This is a genomic window from Lentzea sp. HUAS TT2 (genome assembly GCF_051853195.1).
Lineage (GTDB): Bacteria > Actinomycetota > Actinomycetes > Mycobacteriales > Pseudonocardiaceae > Lentzea.
In genome coordinates this window covers 6,354,185-6,380,207 of record NZ_CP196667.1, presented here as the reverse complement: position 1 = coordinate 6,380,207, position 26,023 = coordinate 6,354,185, and the positions used below count along the sequence as shown (strand labels likewise).

The window sequence follows — 26,023 nt, the reverse complement described above, 5'->3', positions numbered from 1 at the left end:
ATGTGCTGACCGAGTGGCTCCTCGCCGTTCCACCGTTGCTGGTCTACGTCGTCGTGGGCCTGGTGGTCGGCGTCGAGAGCATGGGGATCCCGTTGCCGGGCGAGGTCGTGCTCGTCGCGGCGGCGCTGATGGCCTCGCACCACGACGGCATCTCACCGCTGTGGGTCGGCATCGCCGCGTCCGCGGGGGCGATCATCGGCGACAGCATCGGGTACGCGCTGGGCAAGCGGTTCGGGCCGCGGATCTTCGGCTGGGCGGGCGAGAAGTTCCCCAGCCACTTCAGTCCGGACAGGATCGGCCGCGCCCAGGCGCTGTTCGAACGCCACGGCGCCTGGGCGGTCTTCTTCGGCCGGTTCGTGGCGTTGCTGCGGATCCTGTCCGGTCCGCTCGCGGCCACGATGGGCATGCACTACGGGAAGTTCCTGCTGGCCAACGCAGCTGGCGGCATCGCGTGGGCCGGGGGCACGACAGCGGCCGTCTACCTCGTGGGAGAGGCCGCCGAGCACTACCTCGCCGAGTTCTCGTGGATCGCGCTCGTCGTCGTGCTCGTCGCGGTGATCGGGTTCAGCGTCCGAGGCCGCTTCCGCCGTTCACCCCGATGACCTGCGCCGTGATGTGCCCCGCCTCCGGCGAGGTCAGGAACGCGATCGTCGCGGCCACGTCGGCCGGGGTGCCCGCACGGCCGTTCGCCGCGTTGCCGACGAGCTTCTTGCGCCGCTCCTCGCTCAGCGTGTCGCCGAAGAACTCCGTGTCGTCCGTGACGCCCGGTGACACCACGTTGACCGTGATCCCCCTGCCTCCCAACGAGAACGCGAGGTCCGCCGTCCACGCCTCGACCGAGGCCTTCGCGGCACCGTAGGAACCCGAACCACGCCGGCCCGCGATCGAGCCGAGCGTCACCACCCGCGCGTTGTCGGCCAGGCGCGGCTCCAGCGCGGTCGTCACGAGGACGGCGCTGATCACGTTGGCCTCGTAGCTCGCGACCCACAGGTCCCGCACCTCGGCCAGGTTCTCCGGAGCGGGACGGCGACGAGCCACGTTGCCACCCGCGTTGTTCACGAGAACGTCCACTTGCGACGGAAGGTCGTTCAGCACCTCCCCGACCGCCTCCGGATCCGTCGCGTCGAACGCCACCGCCCTCGCGCCGATCTCCTCAGCCGCCGCCTTCAGCACGTCCTCCCTGCGTCCGGTGATCACCACCTCCAGACCCTGCTCCACGAGCCGGGCCGCCACCGCTTTGCCGATGCCCGTGCCGCCGCCGGTCACCACTGCTGTTCGCGTCATGCGGGCCTTGATACCAGTGGGGAACATGCAGGTCGATCGGTTTGTCGACCCGCCGGAGTTCACGTCTGTGACTAGGCTGCTCAGACCCGACTCCGCTGGGGAGAACCTGATGAAATCCCACGTTCTGGACACTGGCGACGCGGCCATCACCTACGACGTGAGCGGCGAGGGCGGCCGTCCGTTGATGATGATCGGCCAGCCGATGGACGCGAGCGGCTTCGTCGCGCTGCGCGAGCAGTTCCCCGACCGCACGGTGATCACCTACGACCCGCGCGGGCTCGGCAGGAGCACCCGTTCGGACGGTCGCACCGACAACACGCCCGAGATCCAGGCCGCGGACGTCCACGCGGTGATCGAGGCCGTCGGCGGTCCGGTCGACCTGTTCGCGTCCAGCGGCGGCGCGGTCACGGCACTCGAACTGGTGGCGGCCTACCCGGACGACGTCGTCACGCTCGTCGCGCACGAGCCGCCGATCATCGACGTGCTGCCCGACGCGGCCGCCGCCCGCAAGGCGCGCGACGCGTTCATGAACGCCTACCAGGCCAAGGGCTGGGGCGCGGGCATGGCCGCGTTCATGCAGATGAGCTCGTGGCAGGGCGAGTACACCGACGAGTACTTCGCGCTGCCGCTGCCCGATCCCGCGCAGTTCGGGATGCCGGCCGAGGACGACGGCAAGCGCGAAGACCCGTTGCTCGGGACCTCCTCGCTCGCCATCACCGACTACTACCCGCGGGTGCAGGACCTGGCGGCCGCGCCCACCCGCGTCGTGATCGCCGTGGGCGAGGAGACCGGCGACGCGTTCACCGCGCGCACGGCCGTCCACACGGCACGGCTGCTCGGCCAGGAGGCCACCGTGTTCCCCAGTCACCACGGCGGTTTCCTGGGTGGCGAGTTCGGCTACGCGGGCAAGCCGGAGGAGTTCGGCGTCAAACTGCGCGAGGTGCTCGGCTGAGGATGATCTCGGCGGCTCTCGCGGCACCGCCTCCCTGAGCGATGGCGGCACGCATCCGGTCGAGGTTCTGCCGGATCGTGCCGCTGGACGCCACCCGTTCCACGGCCGCGCGCAGGCCGGTGTGGTCGTCGACCCGTTCGCCCAGGCCGAGTTCGGTCACGCGGTCGGCGTTCGCGGCCTGTTCCGGTGTCTGCGGGACGACGACCAGCGGCACGCCCTGATGCAGCGCCTCCATCGTGGAGTTCATCCCGCCGTGGCTGATGAACGCCTTGGCGTGCCTCAACACCGCGGGCTGCGGGAACCACGGCTGGACGTCGGCGTGTTCCGTGCCCTCCACGTCCTTCGCGGTCATCGCGACCTGCCAGGCGCCGTCGCCGAACTGGTCGAGGCACGCCCGGTAGAAGTCGCCGTCGCTCATGATCGAGCCGAGCGAGACGAACAGCAGCGGCACGTCGTCGCGGCGCGGCGACCACTCCTCGTCGAGCCTGCTGCCCAGCACGGGGCCGACGAAGTGGAACGACTCGTCGAACGTCTCCTCGCGCGGCTGGAACTCGCGCGGCACGAACACGAGGCTGCACGCCTCGGGTGCCTCGATGGTGCTCGCGATGTCGAGCTCGACGTCGTACCGGCTGGTGAACGCCGCGAGGTCGTCGGCGACATATCGCGCCAGGCTCGCGTCCATGAGGTTGTAATGCGCGTTGGATGCAGTGTGTGGCACTGTGCGTACAGCCGGTATACCGAGTGTGCGCGCGACGAGCCTGGCAGGCCAGTTCGTGGAGTCGTAGCAGATCAGGTCGGGTTCGGCGGTCCGGCAGTGGTCGAGCAGGACCGGGTAGGTCGCGCTCATCGCCCGGAAGTAGTGCGGAAACCACTCGTCGATCGGGTTGGCGGTGACGGGCCGGAAGTCGGGCAGCGCGGGGAGTTCCACCCACCGCGCGCCCGCTCCGATCACCACCTCGGCGTGCTCGGCGCCGGTCGCGTACTCGACCTCGGCGCCGCGTCCGGTCAGCTCCTCGACGACCGCGAGGGTCGGCGTGACGTGTCCATGGCCTGCGAGCGTGACGAACAAGATCCCCATTGGCCCGATCCTGCCGAACGGGGTCAACCGGTTATCGCAGGAAGGCCTCGACGACCTCGGCCACGCGCAGCCCGCTGGCGAAGTCCGCCAGGTCACGCGGGTGCTCACCGCGCACGGCCTGGGCGAACAGCGTGAGCCGCGAGTAGTCGGATCCGGTCTGCTCCAGCGGCACCGGTTCCCACGCGCCGCCGTCCGAAGTGGACAGCAGGGCCCACTGGTCGAGGCGCAGCGACCGTTCGGTGCCCCAGGCGGTCCACTCGTAGATCTCGGGCCCCGCCAGTCCGGAGAACGCCGACACGTGCACCGGCACGCCACTGCCGCGCAGCAGTCCGCGGGCCGCGACCTCGGCCGCGCCGGGTTCGGGGAAGTCCGACGACACCGACTCGACCGTGAGTGGGCCGAGCATCCGGTCGGTCAGATAGACGAAGTGCGACAACACCTCGCGGACGAACCCGCCCTGCTCGGACCGCGACAGCCAGGTCGCGTCCGCCTGGAACGCCCTGGGCCAGCGCGGGAACTGCAGCCGGATCTCCACGCCCCGCAGCGCGCCCAGCTCGGGCAGCCGCCGTTCGATCTCGATGGTCGCCACCATGTCCGACAACGCGAAGTTGACCGCGTTCGGGCGTCCTTCCGCGGCTTCGGCCATCGCGCCGGCCTCGGCGAGGTCGACGGCCAGCGGCTTCTCGCAGAACACCGCCTTGCCTGCCTTGAAGGCCTTCGCCGTCAGTTCGGCGTGTGAGGCGGGTGGCGTCGAGATGTACACCGCGTCCACTTCGGACAGCACGTCGTCCAGGTTCGTGACGACCGGGACGTCGAGCGTGCGGGGTGCGACGTCGACGCCCGCGACCACGGTGTAGCCGGGATGTGCCTGCGCCGCCGTCAGCATCCGGGTGCCCATGGCTCCCAGGCCGACGACGGCGAGGCGAATCGGATCAGCGATCATGCATCTATTCTGCCGGTGCCCAGGCCTTCGCCAGCTTCACCCGGCCACCGGTCTGCAGCAGCGAGCCGGTGTAGAGCCGTGACGCGACCAGCAGGATCACCACGACGGTCACCGCGAGGATGCCGAGGGAGAGGACCGCCTCCCACGCCGCGGCCTGTTCGGAGAACAACCGCACCGGCATCGCGACGCCGGCCGTGAAGGGCACGAACGACATCCACTTGAGCACGACCGGGTTCTCGTAGAAGAACTGCACGCCGAAGTACGGTCCCATGACGGCGATCATGACCAGGCCCATCGTCGAGCCGAGGTCCTCCTGACGGCTGACGAGCGCACCGGCCACCGCCCACATGGACGAGATCAGCACGAACCCGAGCATCAGGAACGGGATGAACCAGCCGAGCGCGGGCGCGACCACTCCCAGCAGTTCGCCGAGTCCCGCGACCCGCAACGCGATCGGTGCCGCGAGCGCCAGGACGACGACCTGCAGGAGCGTCAGGATCGTGTGCCCGAGGATCTTGCCGGCGAGCAGTGCCCGCACCGGCACGGTCGACACGAGGATCTCCACGATCCGCGTCTGCTTCTCGGTCACGGTGCTCTGCGCGATGGCCGCACCGCCCATGCCGAACATCAGGAACACCAGCCCGAACACGATCACCGTGACGGACCGCTGGCCGGACGTCACCGCCGAGGCCTCGAGCAGTTCCACCGGGGGCGACTCGACGAGCTCGCGGATGACGCTGTTGGGCGGGCTGTTGAGCGCGAGGACCTTGATCCCGGAGCCGTCCGGCACGATCGCGGCGTCGACGTCGTCGGCCCTGACCAGGTCGGCGGCCTCCTGGACGCTGCCGACCACCTGCGCGTCGAGTGCCTTGCCCTGCACCGCTTGCGCGGCCGATCCGACCACGGCGACCTTCGGGTCGTCGCCGCCGAACACCGTCGGCAGGATCGTGAGCGCGAACAACCCGACGACCGTGAAGAGGAAGCCGATCCAGAAGCCCTTGGTGCCGACCAGGGTCTTCATCTCACGTTCGGCGACGAGCCACGTCGCCTGGCTGAAGGAGGCGCGAGCCATGTCAGATCACTTCCCTGAAGATCTCGTCGAGCGTGGGCACGACCGGCGTGAACGAGCGGACCTCACCGCGGTCCAGTGCCGCCCTGAGCACCTGCTGGGGTTCCGCCTCGAACACCGCGCGCGGCCCGTCGAGCTCCAGGATCGTCACGCCGGGCACGTCGCGGACCCAGCCGGCGTCCTGCTCGACGACGATCTCGTAGCGCCGGCCCGCGTGCCGGGCGCGCAGCTCCTCGCGTGACCCGTTGGCCACGACCCGGCCCTTCGAGATGATCACGACGTCGTCGCAGAGCCGTTCCACGATCGCCAGCTGGTGGCTCGAGAACAGCACCGGCACCCCGCTGGCGGCGCGCTTGCGCAGCACGTCCAGCACGGTCTCGACGGCGATCGGGTCGAGGCCGGAGAACGGCTCGTCCAGGATCAGCACGGCCGGGTCGTGCACCAGTGCGGCCGCGATCTGCACGCGCTGCTGGTTGCCGAGCGACAGCTCCTCGAGCCGGTCCCCCGCGCGTTCGGTCAGCTCCAGGTCCGCGAGCAGCTCGTCGGTGTTGCGCTGCGCGGTCTCCCGGTCGACGCCGTGCAACCGCGCCAGCCACGTGATCTGGTCGCGCACCTTCATCTTCGGGTAAAGGCCGCGCTCCTCCGGCATGTAACCGAAGTCGGGCCGGTTCTGCGGCCCGACCTCGGTCCCCTGCCAGCTCACCGTTCCCCCGTGAGCGGCGAGCACCCCCAGCACGATGCGCATCGTGGTCGTCTTGCCCGACCCGTTGGCGCCCAGGAAGCCCGTCATCCGGCCGGGCCGGACGTCGAAGCTCACCTCGTCGAGCACCTTGTGATCGCCGAAGCTCCGGCTGATCCCCCTGACAGTCAACATGGGAGGAACGGTAGGTCGTGGCGTTCAAGATCGCGTCCGCCGCGCGGCATCATCCTCGCGGAGGACCCCTTACGGGCTAACGTGCCCCGCATGACGACCTTCCGGCTGGCCGCCTACGCAGTGAGCATCGAGCACGACCGCGTGCTGCTCGTCCGTTCGACATCAGCGTTCGACGAGGGCCATTGGTCGCTGCCCGGTGGCGCGGTGGAACATGGCGAGGACCCGTTCGACGCCGTGATCAGGGAGGTCGCCGAGGAGACCGGGTGCGCGGGCGAGGTCGAACGCCTGCTCGGCGTGGACTCGCGGTTCATCCCCGCGGCCGAGCGCCACATGCCGGAGAAGGGGCCGCACCAGAACATCGGCGTCTTCTACGCGGTGCGGGTCACCGGCGAACCGCGGCCGGAACCGAACGGGGCGACGATCGATCCTGTGTGGACACCGCTCGCCGACGTCGCCGGTCTGCGCAGGGCGTCGCTGGTCGACGTAGGTCTCGCGCTCGCCCTGGGGAAGCCGCCGACCGGGCATGTCGCTGCGGTCCCGGTCGGCGGCCTGGTCATCCACTAACGCGCCCCGGCGGTGACCCCCAGCCGGTGCGCGCCGGTGTAGACGTTCATCGACGTGCCGCGCAGGAAACCGACCAGCGTCACGCCCATCTCCTCGGCGAGGTCGACAGCGAGCGACGACGGTGCGGACACCGCGGTGAGCACGGGAATCCCGGCCATGACCGCCTTCTGCACCAGTTCGAACGACGCCCTGCCGCTCACCATCAGCACGGTGCTCGTGAGTGGCAGCCGGCCGCTGCGCGTGGCCCAGCCGACGACCTTGTCGACCGCGTTGTGCCGGCCCACGTCCTCGCGCAGGCACAGCAGGTTCCCCTGGGCGTCGAACAGCCCGGCCGCGTGCAGGCCGCCGGTGCGGTCGAAGACCCGTTGCGCGGCACGGAGTTTCGTCGGGAACTCGGTGATCAGCCTCGGGTCGAGGCGGATCGGGTCGGCCGCGACCTGCCAGGTCGCCACGGTGCGCACGGCGTCCAGGCTCGCCTTGCCGCACAGGCCGCACGACGAGGTGGTGTAGAAGTTGCGCTCGATCGACGGGTCCGGTGGCGCGACACCTTCCGCTAGCCCGACGTCGAGCACGTTGTAGGTGTTGCCGCCGTCCGCCGTGGCGCCGGCGCAGTAGCGGATCGACGCGATGTCGGACGGTGCGCGCACCACGCCCTCGCTGACCAGGAAGCCCGCGGCGAGGTCGAAGTCGTCACCCGGAGTGCGCATGGTCACGGCGAGGGACCTGCCCCGCACGCGGATCTCCAGTGGTTCCTCGACCGCCAGCGTGTCCGGTCGCGTGGTGACCGCGTCGTCCACCAGCCGCACCACGCGGCGCCGGCTCGTCACTCGTCCCATGCCTCACCTCCCAGCAGATCGCGACGCACTCGTCGAGCAGGCGCCGCAACACCTCGTCCCCGGACAACGCCCTGACTGCCTTGGTCACGACCCAGTTGCGCGGCCACCACCTCGGCGCGACGATCCCGGCCCTGCTCGTGCAGTGCGCGATTAGGCGTTCGGCGGGCGCCTGCCGAGTGCCGATCACCTTGGTGGCGAACGGCAGCAGCCTCCGTCGTCCGTCTTCTGTGGACTGGTCGTTGACGCACCGCGCCACGCAGGCCAGCACCGGGTGCACGCAGGCGGGCCGGTCCGACCACACCTCGCCCGCGAGCACCGATGTCAGCTCCATCAGGCAACAGCCGTCCGCGGGCGTCTGGTGCCAGCCTTTCGCGAGCCGTGGCACGCGGCTCACAGATGCGGCCTTCCCGGCTGCGACAGGTGCCCGGTGAGCACCGCGCCCGCCAGCCCGAGCACACCCGCGGCGATGAACGCGAACGCGGGCCCTTGCGAGGCAAGGACGATCGCCGCGATCAACGCCCCGGCGGCCTTGGCGGTGTAGAGGACGCCGAAGTTCTGCGCGCCGTTCGTCTCGCCGAAGTACTCCCTCGTGACGCCGACCAGCAACGAGTAGCAGCACCCGGTGCCGAGTCCCGCGAGTGTGGCGCCGATGAGCAGCCCCGGCACGTTCTGGGAGTACAGCAACACGAACTGCGCCAGCCCACCGGTCGCCAACGTCCAGACCAGCGCCTTCCGCCGCCCGACCCGGTCGCTGATCCACCCGACCAGCACCCGTCCGGTACCCGTCGCCGCAGCCAAGGTGGCCAGCGCGACGACCCCGAGCACCCTGTCGCCGACGAACAACGGCAGATACGCCAGGTCGTAAAGGGAAACGGCCGCCGCGAACGCCACACCGCCGTACAACCACCAGAACGTGCCACAGCGCATGGCCTCATGCGTCCGGAACTCCTTGAGCGCGGACCGGTTCGGCACCCGCGCGCGGTCGAGCGCCCACTCGCGCGGCGGGATGTGCGGCGGCCACCAGTGCTCCGGCGGATCCTTCATCACCGCGCCCGCCACCGCCACGACCACGGCAATCACGATCCCGGCCTGCATCAGGAACCCGGCACCGAAGAACATCCCTGCAGCCAGCACGAACGGCACCGACCCGTAGGCGAACGCGCCGCTGACGAACGCGACCTTCCGCGTCACGCGTTCCGGATACCAGCGGACGACGGTGGCGAGGCACGTCGCGTAGACCAGCCCGGCCCCGGTGCCGCCGAGGATCGCGTACCCGACCAGCTGCCCCTGCCCGAGCGTCACGAACCCGGCGCCGCAGAGGATCGCGCCGACCCACATCGCACCGGCCGAGGTCAACCTCTTCTGCTCTCTGAGCCAGGCCACCGGAAACGCCGTGCCCGCCTGGCAGACGGTCCACAAAGCCAGTGCCCAGAACAACTCCGGCACACTCCACCGGTCCTGCAACTGCGGGATCAGCGCCCCGAACCCGTACTGCCCGATGCCGGCCGCGAGCATCGCAGCCCAAGCGGCCCACAGCACCGTGCGGCGCGAGCGCCCCGACGCTTCGACGTCGGTCTCCCCCACCCGGTAGAGCCTGCCGATGTGATCACGCACGTAAGTCGCGACTGGCATGCCCTTCACCCCGTCCCGAGGATTGCATACAGTATCCGGTAGGCTATACCACGGGAGCACTGATGAACATGCCCTGGACGCTCGCCCGCCGGACAGCGCGCGAGGCCGCGAAGCCACTGGACGCGGCAGAGCTCGCCCTGCCCGACGCCCTGGGCCTCGCGCTGGCCTCAGCCGTGCGCGCCCTCACCAGCCAGCCGGCCTGCGACACCTCGGCCATGGACGGCTACGCGGTGGCGGGCTCCGGCCCGTGGACCGTCGTGGGCCGGGTGGCAGCGGGAGAACCGGTGCCTTCGGTGGTGTTGCGGTCCGGTGAGGCGTTCGGGGTGGCCACGGGGGCGCCGGTACCGGGCGGGTCCGAATCGGTGCTGCCGGTCGAGCGCTGCTCTGTCAACGGCACACAACTCAGGGAGAACCGCCACGAGCCCCCGCTCCTGGGCAGACACATCCGCCGCCAAGGCGAAGACTGGGCAGCGGGCGACGAACTGGTCCCCGCCGGCACCCTCATCACCCCCGCCGTCCTGGGCCTGGCCGCAGGAGCGGGCCACGACACCCTCCTGGCCCACCGCCGCCCCGAGGTCGCCGTGATCGTCACCGGCGACGAACTCCTCCACACCGGGCCACCCACACCAGGCAAGGTCCGCGACGCCATCGGCCCGATGCTCCCCGGCCTGCTCACCAGAGCCGACCTGACCGGCACCACCCACCTGCGCGACGACCCGGCCGCCCTGACCGACGCCCTCGCCTTCACCCAGGCCGACGTGCTGGTCACCTGCGGTGCCACCTCGGTGGGCCCGGCCGACCACCTGCGCCGCGTCCTGACCGAACTGGACGCCGAGATCCTGGTGAGCGGCGTCGCCTGCCGCCCAGGCCACCCGATGCTGCTGGCCGTCCTGCCCGACGGCCGCTGCGTCGTAGGCCTGCCCGGTAACCCGTTCGCCGCCTTCGCCGCAGTGCTGACCCTGCTCCACCCGCTGCTCGACGCCCTGGGCGGCCACGCCGTCCGGCCGCCGATCACCGTCCGGCTGAGCGATGTGAACGCTCACCCCCACGACACGCGGCTGATCCCGGTCACCAGGTCCGGCGGCGAGGCGATCCCTGTAGGCCACGACCGGCCTGGTTCGCTGTGGGGTGCGGCGCTCGCCGACGCGCTGGCGGTCGTCCCGCCCGGCCACGAGGGCGAGGTGGAGGTGCTCACTTGCGAGAGCGCCAGCTGACCTTCGACGACCCCGTCTCGGGCGGGTCCTTCACGACCGTGCGCACCGGCAGCCCGAGGAAGTCGCCGAACCGCGCGGTGTGCCCGGCGAGCCGGTCGACGTCGAAGCCCGGCAGCGGCCGGAGTTCCACGTCCACCGAGGTCTTCTTCATGACCCGCCGCCACAGGCCGGCGATCTGGCCGTCCTCGATGATCGTCGCGTAGAACATGCCGTTGTAGGTGGAGATCGGGATCTCGTCGTAGCGGGTGAAGAACGCGCTGCGGTCCTTGTAGCCGATCACCAGTTCGTCGTAGGCGGGCAGCACGAACGCGCCCGAGCCCGGCGTGAGGTCCGGCGGCAGCCAGTACTCCTTGCCGTCGAACTCCTCGCGCACCAACGAGTCCTTCACCGCCTCCAGGCCGCGGGAGGCCTCGCGCACGCCGATGCCGCACCAGTTCGCGAAGTCCGCCAGCGTCGCCGGGCCGTGGCTGCCGAAGAAGCGCGCCGCCAGCACGGCCATCGCCTCGTCGCCTTCGAGTGAGCGCTGCTTCGGCGCCCATTCGTCCAGCAGCACGAAGGTCTGCTCCTTGCCGCGCGGCGGTCCCGGCACGACCAGGCCTTCCTGGGCGAGGTGGATGAACGTGAAGTAGCTCTGCTGCCGGTCGTCCGGGATGCCGACGCCCGCCATCAGGTCGATCATCTCGCGCCGGGTGAGGCACCCGCCGCCGGTGAGCGCCTCCACGAACGTCTTGCGCGCCAACGACATCAGCTCGGGCGTCATGTGGTGGTACTGCCACGCCTTGGGTGTCAGCCTGGCGAGGTCGCGGGCGCCGAAGAGGCCCAGCATCCACCGGACGTCCTCGGCCAGGACGTAGTGGATCGTGCCGCGCATCAGCCACGTGCGGACGACGCGTCCGGTCTGCAGCGCCTCCTCGACGTCGGCGATCCGGCCCTGAGCCGTGCGCAGGCCGATCGCCCACAGCGACTGGCCGTAGTCCTGGCCCTGCATGGCACCGAGTGATGCAACGACGTCCTCCGCCGACTGGAGCCGCCCGATGTTGCCGAGGCGCAGCGCCGCGATGTCCATCGGGCCAGTCTCGCCGACCGCGCTCCAGCCTCGCTCAAGCGGGCCAGCGACCGGTGTAGCCCTCGGCCAGGAACCTCGATCCCGCCTCCGACCCGACGACCGAGCGCAGCTCACCGAGCTGGCGGCTCACGTCGAAGTCCGTCGCGCCGGGCAGGCTGTGCAGCATCGTGGTCATCCAGTACGAGAAGTGCTGCGCCTTCCACACCCTGTTCAGCGCGCGCGGCCCGTACTCGTCCAGCGCGTCCAGGTCGTTCTTGAGCAACGCGCGCTCGATCAGCTCGCTGAGCACGCGCACATCGGCCAGCGCGAGGTTCAGGCCCTTGGCGCCGGTCGGCGGCACGGTGTGGGCGGCGTCGCCGGCGAGCAGGAGCTTGCCGTGGCGCATGGGTTCCGCGACGAACGACCGGAACCGCAGCACCGTCTTCTCGGTGATCGGTCCCTCGTTGAGCGTGAACCCGTCCGGTCCGGCGACCCGCGCCTGCAGCTCCTCCCAGATCTGCTCGGTCGACCAGTCCGCAGGATCGGCTTCGGGGTCGCACTGGAAGTACATCCGCTGATGCGTCTCGGTGCGCTGGCTGATCAGCGCGAACCCGCGCGGCGAGTGCGCGTAGACCAGCTCGGGGGCACTGCGCGGCGCCTCGGTGATGATGCCGAACCAGGCGAACGGGTACTCGCGGGAACTGTGCCTGCGCAACGCCTCCGGCACCTCGGCGCGGCAGATCGACCGGGAGCCGTCCGCCCCGACGAGCAGGTCGCAGCGCACCTCCTGCCGCACGCCGTCGCTGTCCACGAACCGGATCGCGGGCCCGGTGGTGTCGACCGACGTGTCGCTCACGCCGAACCGCACGTCGCCGCCGTCGCGTTCCCGTGCGTTCGCCAGGTCCACGAACACGTCGGTCTGCGGGTAGAGCCAGACCGACTCGCCGACCAGCGCGCGGAAGTCGATGCGGTGGCTCTCCCCGCCGAACCGCAGGTCGATGCCCTCGTGCGGATGTCCGTCGCGTTCCACCCGGTCCGACACCCCGGTGTCGACCAGCAACCGCGCGCTGTCGGCCTCCAGGATGCCCGCGCGGACCGTGTTCTCGATCTCCAGGCGTGTCCTGTTATCGACAACAACGCTGTCGATCCCGTTGAGGGACAACAGATGCGAGAGCATCAGCCCGGCCGGTCCGGCACCGACGATGCCGACCTGGGTGCGCGTCATGACAGCTCCTTCAACGGGACGTCGAGCAGTGCCTGGAGATCGGGGAACGAGATGCCGTGCAGATCGCGGACGACCACACCGTCACCGGTGATGAGGAACGTCGCGAGGTCGGTGTAGACGCGGCTGACGCACCGCAGTCCGGTCAGCGGGTACGTGCAGTCGTTGAGCAGCTTGGGTTTCCCGTCGCGGGTCAGCAGGTTCATCATCACGAACACCTGCTTCGCGCCCACCGCGAGGTCCATGGCGCCACCGACCGCCGGGATCGCGTCCGGCGACCCGCTGTGCCAGTTCGCGAGATCGCCCCGCGCCGACACCTGGTACGCGCCGAGCACGCACACGTCGAGATGGCCGCCGCGCATCATCGCGAACGAGTCGGCGTGGTGGAAGTACGAGGCCCCCGGCAGTTCGGTGACCGGGATCTTGCCCGCGTTGATCAGGTCGAGGTCGACGTCGTCGCCGTGCGCCTGCGGCCCCATCCCGAGCATGCCGTTCTCGGTGTGCAGCACGACGCCGCTGCCCGGCGCCAGGTGGTCCGCGACCTCGGTGGGCTGCCCGATGCCGAGGTTCACGAACGCCCCGGCCGGGATGTCGGCCGCCACCAGCTTCGCCAGGGTCTGCCGGTCGATCATGCCGCACGTCCGATGTGGACGATCCGATTGACGTAGATGCCCGGCGTCACCACGTGTTCGGGGTCGATCGCACCGAACTCCTCGACCTGCACGACCGTCGTCGTCGCGGCGGCCGCCATGATCGGCCCGAAGTTCCGCCCGGTCTTGCGGTAGACGAGGTTGCCGTGCTCGTCGGCCAGGTGAGCCTTCACCAGTGCGAGATCCCCCTTGATCGGGTGCTCCAGCACGTACCCCTTGCCGTCGATCACGCGGGTCTCCTTGCCCTCGGCCAGCATCGTGCCGTACCCGGTGGGCGTGAAGAACCCTCCGATGCCGGCCCCGCCGGCCCTGATCCGTTCGGCGAGATTTCCCTGCGGCACCAGGTCGAGCTCCACCCGGCCCGCCCGGTACGCCTCGTCGAAGTGCCGCGAGTCGACCTGCCGCGGATACGAGCACACGATCTTCGCCACCCGCTCCTCCCGGATCAGCGCCGCGATCCCGTTCTCCCCGGACCCGGCGTTGTTGCTCACCACCGTGAGCCCCTTGGCGCCGCTGTCCAGCAACGCCTCGATCAACTCCACCGGCTCCCCCGCAGGCCCGAACCCGCCGATCAGCACCGTCGCCCCGTCCGGCGTGTCCGCGACGGCCTCCAGCGCCGAGTTGTGCACGTTCACACGCCCTCCTTCAGGACCGAGCGAGCCACCGAGAACGCGTGGTTGGCCGCGGGCACCCCGCAGTAGATCGCGCTCTGCAGGATCACCTCGCCGATCTCGTCCGCGCTCAGCCCGTTGCGCACCGCCGCCGCCACGTGCAACTTCAGCTCGTCCCAGTGCCCCTGGGCGATCAACGCAGTGAGCGTGATCGCGCTGCGCATCCGCCGGTCCAGCCCAGGCCGCGTCCAGATCTCACCCCACGCGTACCGGGTGATGAACTCCTGGAAGTCCTGCGTGAACTCGTCCGGCGCCGCCCTGTCCACATGCGCGTCCCCGAGCACCTCACGCCGAACCTTCATGCCGTCGTCGTAGGACACCGCATCTCCTCAAGCACCTCGATCAACGTCCGCGCCACCGCCACCGGATCCTCCGCGGGCGGCAGATGACCACACCCAGCCAGCACCACGTCCGCGCCGTCCGCCGAGACGACGACGTCGTGCTCCCCCACCAGAACCCGCACCGGCCGGACAGCCGCACCGGCCTCGAACACCGCCAACGCCTCACACGCCAGCGCGTACGACTCCTTGCCGACCTCCGCCAACGCCCTGAGCAGCCCACCGGCGACCTCCGGCGCCCGCGCGACGAACCCCGGCGCGAACCACCGCTGAGCCGACCCCTCGACCATCACCGGCGTCCCGGCCCGCCGCACCAGCTCCGCACGCTCGCGCCACATCTCCGGCACGCCGATCCGCCGCGCCGCCCCGATGCACACGACGGCCTCGAACGGCCCCGCGTCCCTGGCCGCGAGCTCGAACCCGACAGCCCCGCCGAACGACACCCCGGCATACGCGCTCGGCCGTCCGTTGACGAGTGCCGCAGCGCGTTCGGTCAGCTCGTCGGCGATGTCCGGGACCGAGAAGGGCTCGGTGGCGGGCCTGCCGTTGCCGTGCCCTGGCAGATCCCAGCCGATCACCTCGAACTCGTCGCCGAGGGCCTTCGCGCAGTTCCGCCACAGCAGGCTCACCGACGTGCCCAGGGATGGCCCGACCACCAACAACTGCCCGGAGTCCTCGGACCCCGCGAGCCGCGTCAGGCTCAGCTCAACCGCCATTTTCTGTCAGACCCCTTTGAGATGATTGGAGTGGGGACCTTCGCGCCCCCTGCAGGGGGTCGAGTCGGAATCGATTCCGCGAACTCGGCGCCGCCAAGCCGGAACGCTCCACGCTCATCGCGCCGCCCACCTCTTCACCGCCTCGTCCACGAACGCCTCCGCCGCCCCGAGGTAGGAGCCCGGGTCCGTCCCGCCGCCCCGCTCCGCCAGCAACTCGTCGGCAGCCTCGGCCGCCCGCCGCGCCATCACGTCGGCACGCACCTCCAGCCCCTCCACCAACTCCGCGGCCTGCGAAGCCGCCACCACCGCCAGCTCCAGCAACCCCCGCAACGCCGGCCACTCCGCGTGCCACGCCCCGTCCGGCCGCTCGTCCACCGCCCGCGCCGCACACAGGTGCAGCTGCGCCCCCAGCCCGGGAGCCCGCAGCGCCGCGCTGTTCACCAGCACCGACAGCACCGGGTTCCGCTTCTGCGGCATGGTCGACGACCCGCCCCGCCCCGCCACGAACCCCTCGCGGACCTCACCGATCTCCGGCCGCCCCAACGTCAGCAGGTCCGCCGCCATCACCCCGAGCGCGTCGCACGACCGCACCACCGCATCACCAAGCCGCGTCACCGGCGCGCGATAGGTGTGCCAAGGCATCCCCGGCCACACCAGCCCCAGATGCCCGGCGAAAGCCGAAGCCGACGCAACAGGATCCGCAACGCGCGACAAGGTCCCCGCCGCACCCCCGCACTGCACCGGTAGACCCCGGGCCACGACCTCCAGCTCGTCCAACGAGTCGAGCACACCGCCCAACCACCGCGCGGCCTTGAGCCCGAACGTGATCGGCACGGCGTACTGAGTCAGCGTCCGCCCCGCCATCACGCTGGACCGGTGCTCGTCAGCGAGCCGGGCCAGCGCTCCGGCCACCCGCCCGAGATCCGCCGAAACCCTTTGCAGGGCACCACGTGCCAGCAGCATGAAAGCGGAGTCGAGCACGTCCTGACTGGTCAGTCCGGTGTGGACAGGCGAGGAGACCCTCGAGCGCAAGGCATTCACCAGCGGCAGCACCGGATTGCCGGCGGCCTCGACCTCGACCGGGTCCAGTGCGGGCACCCAGTCGCCGAGCGAGAGCGAGGTCCCGAGCACGCGCGCCCAGGCCACCTCGACCTCCAGCATCGCCCGCACCAGCGCGTCGTCGTCGACGAGACCGGCGGCGCGATGAGCACCCGGCAGCACCATCACGTCCTCGGGAACTTGAAGAACACCGTCTCGGACGGCCCCTGCAGATGGATGTCGAACCGCAGCCGGCCGTCCGCCTCCCGCTCGGAGACCAGCCCGTCCACGGCGTCCACGGCGTCCGGCAGGTAGATGCGCGTGAACAACCGGTCGAGCAGCCCGCGGGCGAACACCGTCACCGCGAAGAACGGCAGGCCCGGCTCGACGGTGCTGAACCAGTAGTGTCCGGCGCGGTCGGTGCAGGACCGGCCCCAGCCCGTGAACGCGGCACCGCGCCGCCGCAGCGACCCGCCGATCCGCGGCACGACGCCGGCGGCGTCCGACTGGCGGATCTCGATCATCGCGTCCGGCACCGGCTCGCCCGCGCCGTCGTAGACGTAACCGTGCAGCACCACGGATCCGGCCGCGCTGAACGGCACCAGCTCGGAGTCGCCGGGGAACGCCAGCGCGTGGTGGAAGAACGGGCCGACCGTCTGGCCGGGCGTCGCCTCAGTCATCGGACGGCTCCAGGTAGGTGGCGTGGCTGCCGGTCAGCACGATGTCCCAGCGGTAGCCCAGTAACCACTCGTGCTCGGACTGCGCGTGGTCGTACGACGCGATCAGCCGGGAGAGGGCGGCGGGGTCGGTGATCGACTGCGCGATGGGGTCCAGCGCCAGCAGCTGGTCGCCGGGGAAGTACATCTGCGTGATCAGCCGCTGGGTGAAGTCCGTGCCGAACAACGAGAAGTGGATGTGCGCCGGCCGCCAGGCGTTGTGGTGGTTGCGCCACGGATAGGGGCCCGGCTTGATCGATGTGAACGTGTACCAACCGTCGTCGTCGGTCAGGCAGCGGCCGACACCGGTGAAGTTCGGGTCCAGCGGCGCCGGATGCTGGTCGCCCTGGTGCGAGTAGCGGCCGGCGGCGTTGGCCTGCCAGATCTCGACGAGCTGGCGGCGCACCGGGCGTCCGTCGCCGTCGAGCACGCGGCCGTGCACCCGGATGCGCTCGCCGATCGGCTCGCCACCGCGCTGCACGGTCAGGTCGGCCTCGACGGCGTCGACGTCCGAGTGACCGAAGACGGGCGCGAGCAGCTCGGCGCCCTCCGGATCGACGTGCCGCGGTTCCTTCGTGGGATGGCGCAACATCGTGCTGCGGTACGGCGCGAAGTCCAGCAACGGCGCACCCCTCGGTGAGTCGGCCTGGATCTTCGCGATCTCGTCGCTGATCTCGTGCTGGCTGGTCGTCACGTGATCGAACGCTAGGCAAACACCGCCCCGTAGTCGACCGGAGCCTTCCACTGAACGGAAAGCCTCATCCGAACTTGACGCCTCCGAGACGACCGCTCATATTGGTGGTATGCCCAGGGCAAGTGTGCGAGAGCAGATCGTCGACGCCGCGTTCGAGCAGTTCCACAAGCACGGCTACAACGCCTGCGGCGTCAAGCTGATCACCGACAGCGCCGGCGTGCCGAAGGGCTCGTTCTACAACCACTTCGAGAGCAAGGAAGCGCTCGCGCTCGTCGTGATGGACCGCTACGGCGAGACGCGCCACCTGGACAAGCTCCGCACACCGAAGACCGCACCCCTGACCCGGCTGCGCACCCACTTCGAGGCACTCGCCCAGGACATCGTGGACTTCGGCTACGAACGCGGCTGCGTCTACGGCAACTTCAGCACCGAGGCCGCCGACCACATCCCCGCGATCCGCGACGGCCTCAGGACCGCCTTCGACCTCTGGGGAAACGCGATCGCCGCCGTGATCCGCGAGGCGCAGGACGCCGGCGACGTGACGGCCACCCAGAGCCCCGAGACCCTCGCCCGGTTCCTGCTCAACTCCTGGGAAGGCGCCATCGTCGGCGAACGGGCGGCCAAGGACGGGTCGTCGTTCGCCGCGTTCTTCACGGTCGCCTTCGAGGTCGTCCTGCACTGAGACACCGCTCAATGTGACCGACCGTCTTATCCCTTGACGCACTCAAGACGACCGGTCATATTGAGTTCATGAGCGACATCCAACCGAGGTTCCGCACCATCGACGGCCTGTCCATCCGTTACGCGGTGAGCGCTAACAACCGGCCCGCCGCACTGCTGCTCGCCCCGTGGCCGGAGAGCGTTTACGCCTTCGACCCGACCTGGGCGAGACTCGCCCAGGTCGCGAGCCTGATCGCGGTCGACCTGCCCGGCTTCGGGCACTCCGACCTGCGCGAGGACCTGCTGTCCCCCAGCAGGATGGGCGAGTTCGTCGTGCGCATCGCCGACGCGTTCGAGCTCGAGCGGCCCCACGTCGTCGGCCCCGACATCGGCACCAGCGCGGCACTGTTCGCCGCCGCCAAGGCGCCGGAGAGGTTCCGCAGCATCGTGATCGGCAGCGGCGGCGCGGTGTCACCGACGGACCTGGGCACCCCGCTGCACGAGTGGGTGCACGACGAGGACCTCTCGCCGTACCGGGCACTGGGACCCAAGGACGTTGTGAACGTTGCCATGGACGCCATCCAGGGCTACGAGCTGCCGGACGTGGTGCGGCAGGACTACCTCGCCGGGTACCAGGGTCAGCGGTTCGTCGAGCAGATGGCGTACGTGCGCGCGTACCCGGCCGAACTGCTGGAGCTGGACCGGCTCCTGCCCGGCATCACGACGCCCGTCCAGCTGATCAACGGCAAGAACGACGCGGTGGTGCCGGTCTCCAACGCGGAGCACCTGCACGAGCGGTTGCCGAACAGCCGGTTGGACGTCGTGGACGCCGGGCACTTCGTGTGGGAGGAGAACGCGGACGAGTACGCCCGCATCGTCACCTCCTGGTGGCAGCAGAACTAGTGGTACGTCTCGGAACGTTGGCGAGGTAATCCACGCTCAGCAGGGCACCTCGTGGCACCGCCCCCACGCCCCCGTACAACCAGTACGAGGACGTGGGGGCGGTACCACGATGCACCCGTCTGACCGCGCATTCCCCCGGCAACGTTCCGAGCCACACCACTAGCCCGTCGTGCAGGCCGCCCCGTTGACGCTGAACGAGGCCGGCGCCGAACTGGGACCGGTCGAGGAGCCGTTGAAACCGAACGACACCGACCCGTCCGTGACGATCAGCGCGTTGTACCCCGCGTTGGTCACGCTCACATCGGCGCCGGCCTGCGACACCGTGCCGTTCCACAGCTGCGCCACGGTCTCGTCGTCGGCGAACCGCCAGCGCACCGTCCAGCCCTCCACGAGCGCGCCGCTGACGTTGCGGATGGTCACCTCGGCCTGGAACGCGCCTGCCCACTGGCTCGTGATCCGGTAGACCACGATGCACGGCGGTGACGACGCGGTCGAGGACGGCGGCGGGGCGTTCGACGCGGGACACTCCTGCGCCCACAGACCGAGTTTCGCCTTCGACGCCTTGGTCTCCGCCTCGACCAGCGGGCCACCGTCCACACCCGCGGTGCGCAGGAAGCCGTACTGCACGGCCAGCATCGCGAAGTCGGTGCCGTCCGGCAGCATCAGCGACACCTCGCCCGGGGTGATGCTGCTGACCCGGACCTCCTTGTCCAGCAACGTCTTCGTGGCGAAGTCGAGGGCGGCCGCGGCGGCGCACGCCGGAGGTTCCGCCAGCCGCGAGACGCGGGCGCGCGTGCCGTTGGCCAGCTCGACGGTGCGGCCGTCCACAACGGCACGCACCTTTGTGGACGGCTCGTTCTCCCCTGTGGAGGGAGAGGAGACGCGTGGTGCGGGGAACGGCCTGCCGTCCTGCGGGGCCGTGCACGCGGCCACGAGCAAGGTCAACAGCACCAAGATGTGCTTCCGTGCTGCCATTGGACAAACTTATCGCCGGTGGCAGCGTGCGCAATCGACTGTTCGGAGTTGATCAACTCCGGCGTTCAGAGTCGTCAGCGGTCCGAGCCTCGCGGGACGACGCGGAGTGTGCGAGCGTGGAGCGGCCACAGTTGAGCGGATGGTTCCCTGCCGTTCATCGGCTCGTGGTGATCAACAGTCAGGATCAGGACGTTCCCTCGTTTCCCTGCCGATGGAGGTCTGAAGTGCAAACCCTGCAACAACACCGGACGCGTCGTCTGTTCGCCGCTCTTGCCATCGTCGCGTCCGTGCTCGGCGTGACCACGGCCGTGGCTCCTGCCGCCGACGCCGCGGTCTACAACTCCTGCACGCAGTCGCGCTGTTCCGCGGCCCGCTCCGCCAACTCGACGTGGCAGTCGAAGGGCTACCCGAGCACGCGCGGGTGGGTCAGCAACTGGTCAGGCAGCCAGTGCAACTACGCCGGTGGCGTGCACCAGAACCGCGAGGGCCAGCTGCCCGCGGGCCACAGCTACCTGGAGTTCGACGTCTACCCGCGTGCCTGCGGCGCGTCCCGGGACGCGTACCGGATCATCGTCGACCGCACCGCCGGGACGGTCTACTTCTCGCCGGACCACTACGCGAACTTCTACCGTCTCTAAAGCCTCACCTGGCGCTGCGGTCGATCCACGACCGCAGCGCCCACCAGGTGTGCAGCGTCGTCAGCACATGTGAGCGTCCCGCATCCGGGTTCTCCCCGAGATCGGCGAGAGTCAGCTCCACCAGCCGGTCGAGCCGGTACCGCACGGTGTTCGCGTGGATGTGCAACGCGGACGCCGTCGCGCTGAGCCGGCCGCCGTTGTCCAGGTAGCACAACGCTGTCACCACCATCTCGTGGTGGAACGTGCTCTTCGGGTCGAGCTGGCCGAGCAGCGAGTCGGCGAGCGTGTCCGCGAGCCCGGGGAACGCCGCGAGAGCGGTCTCACCAGCGAGATCGGTCAGCAGCCGCACTCCCAGGGAGTCCCCCGCTGCCGCCAGCGCCTGCGTGCACAGGGAGTACGTGCCCCGCAACGACTTCAGCGCCGTCGCCGGTGACACGACGAGCAGATCGTCCGACCACGACGGCGGCACGTGTGTGAGCCCCGCGAGCCGTCCCTCGACCAGCCCGTACACGCCTCCGAACGTGTGCAGCCGTTGTTCCAGCGTCCGCGCGTGGCTCGGATCGGTCACCCCGGAGACCACGCAGTGATAACGACCGTCGGGCCGCAGGCCGGTGCGAGCGAGCTCGGCGGGGTCCGGGAACTCACCGGACACCAGCAATCGCCGCAGCACCTGGGCGTTGAGGTCGCGGGCCGTGCGGGACAGCTGCAGCTCGGCGGTGTGATAGCCGCTGATGATGTGCCGCTCGACCGCGCCGACGTAGTGGTCCAGGTCGATCATGAAGTCCAGGATCGTGCCGTCGGCGACCCCCAGCGACCGCGCGAGCTCGACGCTCGCCCTGATCAACTCGGTCCGCCCGGCGTGCACCCCGCGCAGCAGCCCCGCCATCGACACGCCCTGAGCCGCGCGATCGGCGCCCAGCGCCAACGCGGCGGAGAAGTCGCCGTCGTCGGGCGTCCCGCCGCGTTCGAGGTGCGCGATCCCTTCGGACAGCAGGAACGCGATGTGCCGTCGGTTCTCCTCCGCGGGCAGCCTGGCGACCTCCGGCGAGTTGCCGCGGGCGGCGTCGACGACCCGTTCGACCACCTTGTCGTCGGCGGCGACGGCTTCGAGCACCCGGCGGACCATCGCGGACATACCCGGCACTTCGCTCCCCAAACACCACGTTGTGTGACGGCCACAACACAGCCGTCGCCGTTTGGTTGCGGGCCCCTATCCCCCGCTCTCCGGTTACTGGTTAGTTGCTTTACGCGAGAGTAATTCGCGTTGGCACCACCCTTCAACGAGGAAGGCCCTGGGATGTCAGACCGGAACATCAGCCGCCGCAACCTGCTCGCCGCGAGCGGCGCGATCGGTGCGATCGCCGCGAGCGGGACCCTGGGGCAGGCGGTCGCCGGAGCGGCGCCGCGAGTCGACGCGGACGTGATCGTCATCGGGCACGGCCTGGCCGGTCTCGTCGCGACCTCCGAGCTGGCCGCCGCGGGCCGCAAAGTCCTGCTGCTGGACCAGGAACCCGAGGCCAGCCTGGGTGGACAGGCGTTCTGGTCGCTCGGCGGCCTCTTCTTCGTGAACTCGCAGGAGCAGCGCACCGCCGGCATCAAGGACTCGCTGGAGCTGGCCCGCACCGACTGGTTCAACACCGCCGGGTTCGACCGCGGTGTCAGCAATCCCCTGGGCGAGGACTACTGGGCAGCGAAGTGGGCGGAGGCCTACCTGAACTTCGCCGCCGGCGAGAAGCGCGACTGGCTCTACGGCCTCGGCGTGCGCTGGGTGCCGATCGTCGGCTGGGCCGAACGCGGTGGCCAGCTCGCCGACGGCCCCGGCAACTCGGTGCCGCGCTTCCACATGACGCTGGGCACCGGCCCCGGCGTGATGGAGCCGTTCGAGAAGAAGGTGCGCGACGCCGTCCGCGACGGCAAGGTCACCTTCAAGTTCCGCCACCAGGTCGACGGGCTGATCACCTCCAACGGCGCCGTGACGGGCGTGCGCGGCACGGTCCTCGAACCGAGCAGCGCGGCACGCGGCACCCCCAGCTCCCGCACCAAGGTCGGCGACTTCGAGCTGTACGCGCCGATGGTCGTCGTCACCTCGGGCGGCATCGGCGCGAACCACGACCTGGTGCGCCGCAACTGGCCCGCCCGCCTCGGCCCGGCCCCGCAGCGGCTGATCACCGGCGTCCCCGCGCACGTCGACGGCCGGATGCTGGCGATCACCGAGCTGGCCGGCGGCCGGATCGTCAACCGCGACCGCATGTGGCACTACACCGAGGGCATGATCAACCACACGCCGATCTGGCCGGGCCACGGCATCCGCGTGCTGGCGGCACCGTCGTCGCTGTGGCTGGACGCGCGCGGCAAGCGCTTCCCCAACCCCGGCATCCCGTCGCTGGACACGCTCGGCACGCTGGAGCTGATCGGCAAGTCCGGCTACGACTACTCGTGGTTCGTGCTCAACAAGAAGATCATCGACAAGGAGTTCGTGCTCTCCGGTTCCGAGCAGAACCCGGAGATCACCCGCAAGGACCTCGCCGCGTACATCGCGATGCGGATCTTCAACAGCACGCCGCCGCCGGTGAAGGCGTTCATGGACAAGGGCGTCGACTTCGTCATCAAGAACAACCTGCCGGACCTGGTGGCCGGGATGAACGCTCTCACCGGGCAGAACCTGATCAACCTCGACGACCTGCGCCGCCAGATCACCATCCGCGACCAGCAGGTCGACAACCCCTTCACCAAGGACGTCCAGGTGATGGGGATCCGCAACTCCCTGGCGTACAGCGGCGACAGCCTCGCCCGCACCGCGAGCCTGCACAAGCTGCTCGACCCCGGCTCCGGCCCGCTGATCGCGATCAGGATGAACATCCTGACCCGCAAGACGCTGGGCGGCCTGCAGACCGACCTGCAGGGCAGGGTCCTCGGCTCGAACGGCCAGCCGATCTCCGGCCTGTACGCGGCGGGCGAGGTGGCCGGTTTCGGCGGCGGCGGCGTGCACGGCTACCGCGCGCTGGAGGGCACGTTCCTCGGCGGCTGCCTGTTCTCCGGACGCTCGGCCGGACGAGCCGCGGCGGCGGAAAGCGCCTAGCGGCCCACGATCACGGGGTCTGCGGTCTCCCCTGTTGACCGCAGACCCCGCACCACGTCCAGCACCAGGTGGTCGTCCTCCCACAGCTCCCCCAGACCACGCATGCGCTGGACGTGCTGCCACGGAACCGTTGCGCGCCAACCAGGAATCGCCCGGTCACGGCCTCGGACGTCGGTTCGAGGTTCAGGTAGGGGTCCGCCATGACCCCACCTAGACATCGATGTGCGCGCCCATGATCACTGTTCGCTCCCGGGGCAATCCGAAGTGCTCGGCCGCATCCGCCGTGATGTACGACGTGGCCACGAACAGCCGCTTGCGCCACCCGGCCATGGTCCGCTTCGGCCCGCGCTGCAGCTCGATCTTCGACAGGAAGTACCGCGCCTGTCCGAGATCCAGCGCACCCTCGGTCTGCGCAGGATCCAGCAACGCCAGCGCAGCAGGCACGTCCGGCGTCTCCATATACCCGAAGCGCGCGCTCACATGGACGATCCCGTCATCGGCATACCCGAGCTCGTCCACCGTGACCCGCCGCTCCAGCGGCACACGCGGCACAGGTTCGGTCTCGATGGACACGATCACCACACGCTCGTGCAGCACGTGGTTGTGCTCGACGTTCGCCCGCATGGCCAGCGGCGCGGTCTCCTTACCCCGATTCAGGAACACCGCACACCCGGGCACCCGAGTCGGCCGCTGCGAGTGCAGTTCCTCGATGAACGCCTGCAACGACCCCTCAGCATCCCGCCGAGCCTTGGTGACGATCGCCCGCCCACGCTGCCAGGTGGTCATGACGGTGAACGCGGTGAGCCCGATCAACAACGGCAACCACGCGCCATGCAGCAACTTCGTCATGTTGGCTGCGAGGAACAACAGATCCACACCCAGCAACAGGACGCAACCGACCCCGATCGCCCAGGCCGGCGCCCCGAACTTCAACCGGGCGATGAACAAGAACAACGTCGTGGTGATGGTGATCGTCCCGGTCACGGCCATGCCGAACGCGAACGCCAGCGCCGCCGACGTCTGAAACGCGAACACGAGCGTCAACACCGAGATCATCAACATCCAGTTGATCCACGGCACGTAGATCTGCCCGATGGTCGACTCGGACGTGTGCGCGATCCGCAACCGAGGCAGATACCCGAGCTGAGCAGCCTGCGACGCCACCGAGTAAGCACCGGTGATCACCGCCTGCGAAGCGATCACGGTCGCCGCCGTCGCCAGCACGACCATCGGCCACCGCGCCCACTCCGGCACCAGCAGGAAGAACGGCCCGCTGACGTTGGCCGGGTCGTCCAGAATCAACGCCCCTTGCCCCATGTAGCTGAGCACGCAGGCCGGAAACACGAGGAACAACCACCCGCGAGCGATCGCGGGCCGCCCGAAGTGCCCCATGTCCGCGTACAGCGCCTCGGCCCCGGTGACCGCCAGCACCACCGCGGCCAGCGCGAAGAACGCGATGCCGAAGTTCCCGACCAAGAACCCGAACGCGTACGTGGGCGACAACGCCTTGAGAATCTCCGGATGGCCGGCGATCCCCACGATCCCAGCCACCCCGATGACAGCGAACCACAGGATCATCACGGGCCCGAAGAACCGCCCGACCACCCGGCTCCCCCGCCGCTGCACCAGGAACAGCCCAACGATGATCACGGCGGTGACCGGCACGACGAACCGCTCCAACTCCGGCTCGACGACCTTCAACCCCTCCACCGCGGACAACACCGAGATGGCAGGCGTGATCATGCTGTCGCCGAAGAACAACGCGGCCCCGAAGACCCCCAGCGCAGCCAACGTGGCCGCAGCCTTCCGCCCCTGCTTGGCCTTCCACCGCCGCAACAGGGTGATGAGGGCCATGATGCCGCCCTCACCATCGTTGTGGATGCGCATCGCCAGCAACACGTAGGTGACGGTCACGACGATCATGACCGACCAGAAGATCAACGACACGACGCCGTACACGTTGTCCACGCTGACCGGCACCGGATGCGGGTCAGCGGGGTTGAACACCGTCTGGATCGTGTAGATCGGGCTGGTACCGATGTCGCCGAACACGACCCCGAGTGCCCCCACGACCACGGCCAGCCGAACGCCGTCGTGCGCAAGCCTCTGCCGGGCCTCAACGCCGGAAACCTGCTGATCAGCCACGAGCAACCCCCTAGACCGCCTGCTGCCCGCAAGATAACCGCACCCTCGGACAGCCGCAGAGCGCCACCGGGTGATCTTTACGCGTTG

27 protein-coding genes are annotated in these 26,023 nt (G+C 69.8%); 8 read left to right on the top strand and 19 right to left on the bottom strand.

Going from position 1 to position 26,023, the window contains the following annotated elements:
- Positions 1 to 2 precede the first annotated feature (2 nt).
- Positions 3 to 602 (top strand): DedA family protein, encoded by a 600-nt coding sequence (locus tag ACSHWB_RS31080; RefSeq protein ID WP_439656829.1) that lies wholly within the window; start codon positions 3 to 5, stop codon positions 600 to 602.
- On the opposite strand, the gene ACSHWB_RS31075 is transcribed toward ACSHWB_RS31080, so the two are convergent.
- Positions 565 to 1,284 carry an SDR family oxidoreductase gene (locus ACSHWB_RS31075; protein ID WP_439656828.1) on the bottom strand — a complete coding sequence of 240 codons (720 nt, stop codon included), beginning with the start codon at positions 1,282 to 1,284 and terminating at the stop codon, positions 565 to 567. The genes ACSHWB_RS31080 and ACSHWB_RS31075 overlap by 38 nt on opposite strands.
- Positions 1,285 to 1,393: 109 nt before the next feature.
- On the opposite strand from ACSHWB_RS31075, the gene ACSHWB_RS31070 reads away from it, so the two are divergent.
- Entirely contained in the window at positions 1,394 to 2,236 is an 843-nt protein-coding gene (locus ACSHWB_RS31070; RefSeq protein WP_439656827.1) for an alpha/beta fold hydrolase, read from the top strand.
- On the opposite strand, the gene ACSHWB_RS31065 is transcribed toward ACSHWB_RS31070, so the two are convergent.
- Genes ACSHWB_RS31065 through ACSHWB_RS31050 form a run of 4 tightly spaced genes read right to left on the bottom strand, consistent with a single transcriptional unit; the run spans position 2,211 to position 6,200 of the window.
- Positions 2,211 to 3,314 carry a macrolide family glycosyltransferase gene (locus tag ACSHWB_RS31065; protein WP_439656826.1) on the bottom strand — a complete coding sequence of 368 codons (1,104 nt, stop codon included), beginning with the start codon at positions 3,312 to 3,314 and terminating at the stop codon, positions 2,211 to 2,213. The two genes, ACSHWB_RS31070 and ACSHWB_RS31065, sit on opposite strands and share 26 nt — an antisense overlap.
- 31 nt (positions 3,315 to 3,345) lie before the next feature.
- Positions 3,346 to 4,257, bottom strand: coding sequence for a Gfo/Idh/MocA family protein (locus ACSHWB_RS31060; protein WP_439656825.1), 912 nt, complete (start codon positions 4,255 to 4,257; stop codon positions 3,346 to 3,348).
- Positions 4,258 to 4,261: 4 nt separating this feature from the next.
- On the bottom strand, positions 4,262 to 5,329 hold the full coding sequence (locus tag ACSHWB_RS31055) for an ABC transporter permease (protein ID WP_439656824.1): 1,068 nt from the start codon (positions 5,327 to 5,329) through the stop codon (positions 4,262 to 4,264).
- Position 5,330: 1 nt separating this feature from the next.
- The gene (locus ACSHWB_RS31050) at positions 5,331 to 6,200 is read right to left on the bottom strand and encodes an ABC transporter ATP-binding protein (protein WP_439656823.1); all 870 of its coding nucleotides are present in this window, start codon (positions 6,198 to 6,200) and stop codon (positions 5,331 to 5,333) included.
- A gap of 90 nt (positions 6,201 to 6,290) precedes the next feature.
- Here ACSHWB_RS31050 and ACSHWB_RS31045 point away from each other — a divergent pair, with 90 nt between their 5' ends.
- Entirely contained in the window at positions 6,291 to 6,764 is a 474-nt protein-coding gene (locus ACSHWB_RS31045) for an NUDIX hydrolase (RefSeq protein ID WP_439656822.1), read from the top strand.
- On the opposite strand, the gene fdhD is transcribed toward ACSHWB_RS31045, so the two are convergent.
- Positions 6,761 to 7,600 (bottom strand): formate dehydrogenase accessory sulfurtransferase FdhD, encoded by an 840-nt coding sequence (gene fdhD / locus ACSHWB_RS31040; RefSeq protein WP_439656821.1) that lies wholly within the window; start codon positions 7,598 to 7,600, stop codon positions 6,761 to 6,763. The two genes, ACSHWB_RS31045 and fdhD, sit on opposite strands and share 4 nt — an antisense overlap.
- 390 nt (positions 7,601 to 7,990) lie before the next feature.
- Positions 7,991 to 9,232: an MFS transporter gene (locus tag ACSHWB_RS31035; RefSeq protein WP_439656820.1), complete on the bottom strand. Its 1,242-nt coding sequence runs from the start codon at positions 9,230 to 9,232 to the stop codon at positions 7,991 to 7,993.
- Between the two features lie 62 nt (positions 9,233 to 9,294).
- On the opposite strand from ACSHWB_RS31035, the gene ACSHWB_RS31030 reads away from it, so the two are divergent.
- On the top strand, positions 9,295 to 10,446 hold the full coding sequence (locus tag ACSHWB_RS31030; protein ID WP_439656819.1) for a molybdopterin molybdotransferase MoeA: 1,152 nt from the start codon (positions 9,295 to 9,297) through the stop codon (positions 10,444 to 10,446).
- On the opposite strand, the gene ACSHWB_RS31025 is transcribed toward ACSHWB_RS31030, so the two are convergent.
- From ACSHWB_RS31025 to pcaH, 9 genes are all read right to left on the bottom strand, one after another.
- Positions 10,424 to 11,512 carry a winged helix DNA-binding domain-containing protein gene (locus ACSHWB_RS31025; protein ID WP_439656818.1) on the bottom strand — a complete coding sequence of 363 codons (1,089 nt, stop codon included), beginning with the start codon at positions 11,510 to 11,512 and terminating at the stop codon, positions 10,424 to 10,426. The genes ACSHWB_RS31030 and ACSHWB_RS31025 overlap by 23 nt on opposite strands.
- Positions 11,513 to 11,546: 34 nt before the next feature.
- The gene (locus ACSHWB_RS31020) at positions 11,547 to 12,716 is read right to left on the bottom strand and encodes a 4-hydroxybenzoate 3-monooxygenase (RefSeq protein ID WP_439656817.1); all 1,170 of its coding nucleotides are present in this window, start codon (positions 12,714 to 12,716) and stop codon (positions 11,547 to 11,549) included.
- A complete protein-coding gene (locus tag ACSHWB_RS31015) occupies positions 12,713 to 13,345 on the bottom strand; it encodes a 3-oxoacid CoA-transferase subunit B (RefSeq protein WP_439656816.1) in 633 nt (210 codons plus the stop codon). Before ACSHWB_RS31015 ends, ACSHWB_RS31020 begins: the two co-directional genes overlap by 4 nt.
- Positions 13,342 to 13,998, bottom strand: a complete 657-nt coding sequence (locus ACSHWB_RS31010; protein ID WP_439656815.1) for a 3-oxoacid CoA-transferase subunit A — start codon at positions 13,996 to 13,998, stop codon at positions 13,342 to 13,344. The genes ACSHWB_RS31015 and ACSHWB_RS31010 overlap by 4 nt, the downstream gene beginning before the upstream one ends.
- Positions 13,995 to 14,336: a 4-carboxymuconolactone decarboxylase gene (gene pcaC / locus ACSHWB_RS31005; RefSeq protein WP_439664699.1), complete on the bottom strand. Its 342-nt coding sequence runs from the start codon at positions 14,334 to 14,336 to the stop codon at positions 13,995 to 13,997. The genes ACSHWB_RS31010 and pcaC overlap by 4 nt, the downstream gene beginning before the upstream one ends.
- Positions 14,333 to 15,088: an alpha/beta fold hydrolase gene (locus ACSHWB_RS31000; RefSeq protein ID WP_439656814.1), complete on the bottom strand. Its 756-nt coding sequence runs from the start codon at positions 15,086 to 15,088 to the stop codon at positions 14,333 to 14,335. Before ACSHWB_RS31000 ends, pcaC begins: the two co-directional genes overlap by 4 nt.
- A gap of 114 nt (positions 15,089 to 15,202) precedes the next feature.
- Positions 15,203 to 16,312, bottom strand: coding sequence for a lyase family protein (locus ACSHWB_RS30995; RefSeq protein ID WP_439664698.1), 1,110 nt, complete (start codon positions 16,310 to 16,312; stop codon positions 15,203 to 15,205).
- On the bottom strand, positions 16,312 to 16,806 hold the full coding sequence (gene pcaG / locus ACSHWB_RS30990; protein ID WP_439656813.1) for a protocatechuate 3,4-dioxygenase subunit alpha: 495 nt from the start codon (positions 16,804 to 16,806) through the stop codon (positions 16,312 to 16,314). Before pcaG ends, ACSHWB_RS30995 begins: the two co-directional genes overlap by 1 nt.
- Positions 16,799 to 17,536: a protocatechuate 3,4-dioxygenase subunit beta gene (pcaH, locus tag ACSHWB_RS30985; RefSeq protein WP_439656812.1), complete on the bottom strand. Its 738-nt coding sequence runs from the start codon at positions 17,534 to 17,536 to the stop codon at positions 16,799 to 16,801. The genes pcaG and pcaH overlap by 8 nt, the downstream gene beginning before the upstream one ends.
- Before the next feature lie 109 nt (positions 17,537 to 17,645).
- Between pcaH and ACSHWB_RS30980 the strand changes: the two genes are divergently transcribed.
- A complete protein-coding gene (locus tag ACSHWB_RS30980; RefSeq protein WP_439656811.1) occupies positions 17,646 to 18,218 on the top strand; it encodes a TetR/AcrR family transcriptional regulator in 573 nt (190 codons plus the stop codon).
- Between the two features lie 68 nt (positions 18,219 to 18,286).
- On the top strand, positions 18,287 to 19,099 hold the full coding sequence (locus ACSHWB_RS30975) for an alpha/beta fold hydrolase (protein WP_439656810.1): 813 nt from the start codon (positions 18,287 to 18,289) through the stop codon (positions 19,097 to 19,099).
- 159 nt (positions 19,100 to 19,258) lie between these two features.
- On the opposite strand, the gene ACSHWB_RS30970 is transcribed toward ACSHWB_RS30975, so the two are convergent.
- Positions 19,259 to 20,074, bottom strand: a complete 816-nt coding sequence (locus ACSHWB_RS30970) for a cellulose binding domain-containing protein (protein ID WP_439656809.1) — start codon at positions 20,072 to 20,074, stop codon at positions 19,259 to 19,261.
- Between the two features lie 224 nt (positions 20,075 to 20,298).
- On the opposite strand from ACSHWB_RS30970, the gene ACSHWB_RS30965 reads away from it, so the two are divergent.
- Entirely contained in the window at positions 20,299 to 20,712 is a 414-nt protein-coding gene (locus ACSHWB_RS30965; RefSeq protein WP_439656808.1) for a ribonuclease domain-containing protein, read from the top strand.
- 4 nt (positions 20,713 to 20,716) lie between these two features.
- Here the strand turns inward: ACSHWB_RS30965 and ACSHWB_RS30960 are convergent, their stop codons facing one another.
- Positions 20,717 to 21,847 (bottom strand): PucR family transcriptional regulator, encoded by a 1,131-nt coding sequence (locus ACSHWB_RS30960; protein ID WP_439656807.1) that lies wholly within the window; start codon positions 21,845 to 21,847, stop codon positions 20,717 to 20,719.
- A gap of 162 nt (positions 21,848 to 22,009) precedes the next feature.
- Between ACSHWB_RS30960 and ACSHWB_RS30955 the strand changes: the two genes are divergently transcribed.
- The gene (locus ACSHWB_RS30955; RefSeq protein WP_439656806.1) at positions 22,010 to 23,791 is read left to right on the top strand and encodes an FAD-binding dehydrogenase; all 1,782 of its coding nucleotides are present in this window, start codon (positions 22,010 to 22,012) and stop codon (positions 23,789 to 23,791) included.
- 210 nt (positions 23,792 to 24,001) lie between these two features.
- Here ACSHWB_RS30955 and ACSHWB_RS30950 read toward each other — a convergent pair whose 3' ends face one another.
- Positions 24,002 to 25,936 (bottom strand): potassium transporter Kup, encoded by a 1,935-nt coding sequence (locus ACSHWB_RS30950; protein WP_439656805.1) that lies wholly within the window; start codon positions 25,934 to 25,936, stop codon positions 24,002 to 24,004.
- Positions 25,937 to 26,023: the final 87 nt, after the last annotated feature.

What these genes read in the sequence shown, in the direction of transcription:
- ACSHWB_RS31075 (WP_439656828.1), bottom strand. Translation starts at nt 1,284, where the DNA reads ATGACGCGAACAGCAGTGGTGACCGGCGGCGGCACGGGCATCGGCAAA.
- ACSHWB_RS31070 (WP_439656827.1), top strand. Translation starts at nt 1,394, where the DNA reads ATGAAATCCCACGTTCTGGACACTGGCGACGCGGCCATCACCTACGAC.
- ACSHWB_RS31065 (WP_439656826.1), bottom strand. Translation starts at nt 3,314, where the DNA reads ATGGGGATCTTGTTCGTCACGCTCGCAGGCCATGGACACGTCACGCCG.
- ACSHWB_RS31060 (WP_439656825.1), bottom strand. Translation starts at nt 4,257, where the DNA reads ATGATCGCTGATCCGATTCGCCTCGCCGTCGTCGGCCTGGGAGCCATG.
- ACSHWB_RS31055 (WP_439656824.1), bottom strand. Translation starts at nt 5,329, where the DNA reads ATGGCTCGCGCCTCCTTCAGCCAGGCGACGTGGCTCGTCGCCGAACGT.
- ACSHWB_RS31050 (WP_439656823.1), bottom strand. Translation starts at nt 6,200, where the DNA reads ATGTTGACTGTCAGGGGGATCAGCCGGAGCTTCGGCGATCACAAGGTG.
- ACSHWB_RS31045 (WP_439656822.1), top strand. Translation starts at nt 6,291, where the DNA reads ATGACGACCTTCCGGCTGGCCGCCTACGCAGTGAGCATCGAGCACGAC.
- fdhD (WP_439656821.1), bottom strand. Translation starts at nt 7,600, where the DNA reads ATGGGACGAGTGACGAGCCGGCGCCGCGTGGTGCGGCTGGTGGACGAC.
- ACSHWB_RS31035 (WP_439656820.1), bottom strand. Translation starts at nt 9,232, where the DNA reads ATGCCAGTCGCGACTTACGTGCGTGATCACATCGGCAGGCTCTACCGG.
- ACSHWB_RS31030 (WP_439656819.1), top strand. Translation starts at nt 9,295, where the DNA reads ATGAACATGCCCTGGACGCTCGCCCGCCGGACAGCGCGCGAGGCCGCG.
- ACSHWB_RS31025 (WP_439656818.1), bottom strand. Translation starts at nt 11,512, where the DNA reads ATGGACATCGCGGCGCTGCGCCTCGGCAACATCGGGCGGCTCCAGTCG.
- ACSHWB_RS31020 (WP_439656817.1), bottom strand. Translation starts at nt 12,716, where the DNA reads ATGACGCGCACCCAGGTCGGCATCGTCGGTGCCGGACCGGCCGGGCTG.
- ACSHWB_RS31015 (WP_439656816.1), bottom strand. Translation starts at nt 13,345, where the DNA reads ATGATCGACCGGCAGACCCTGGCGAAGCTGGTGGCGGCCGACATCCCG.
- pcaC (WP_439664699.1), bottom strand. Translation starts at nt 14,336, where the DNA reads ATGAAGGTTCGGCGTGAGGTGCTCGGGGACGCGCATGTGGACAGGGCG.
- ACSHWB_RS31000 (WP_439656814.1), bottom strand. Translation starts at nt 15,088, where the DNA reads ATGGCGGTTGAGCTGAGCCTGACGCGGCTCGCGGGGTCCGAGGACTCC.
- ACSHWB_RS30995 (WP_439664698.1), bottom strand. Translation starts at nt 16,312, where the DNA reads ATGGTGCTGCCGGGTGCTCATCGCGCCGCCGGTCTCGTCGACGACGAC.
- pcaG (WP_439656813.1), bottom strand. Translation starts at nt 16,806, where the DNA reads ATGACTGAGGCGACGCCCGGCCAGACGGTCGGCCCGTTCTTCCACCAC.
- ACSHWB_RS30980 (WP_439656811.1), top strand. Translation starts at nt 17,646, where the DNA reads ATGCCCAGGGCAAGTGTGCGAGAGCAGATCGTCGACGCCGCGTTCGAG.
- ACSHWB_RS30975 (WP_439656810.1), top strand. Translation starts at nt 18,287, where the DNA reads ATGAGCGACATCCAACCGAGGTTCCGCACCATCGACGGCCTGTCCATC.
- ACSHWB_RS30970 (WP_439656809.1), bottom strand. Translation starts at nt 20,074, where the DNA reads ATGGCAGCACGGAAGCACATCTTGGTGCTGTTGACCTTGCTCGTGGCC.
- ACSHWB_RS30960 (WP_439656807.1), bottom strand. Translation starts at nt 21,847, where the DNA reads ATGTCCGCGATGGTCCGCCGGGTGCTCGAAGCCGTCGCCGCCGACGAC.
- ACSHWB_RS30955 (WP_439656806.1), top strand. Translation starts at nt 22,010, where the DNA reads ATGTCAGACCGGAACATCAGCCGCCGCAACCTGCTCGCCGCGAGCGGC.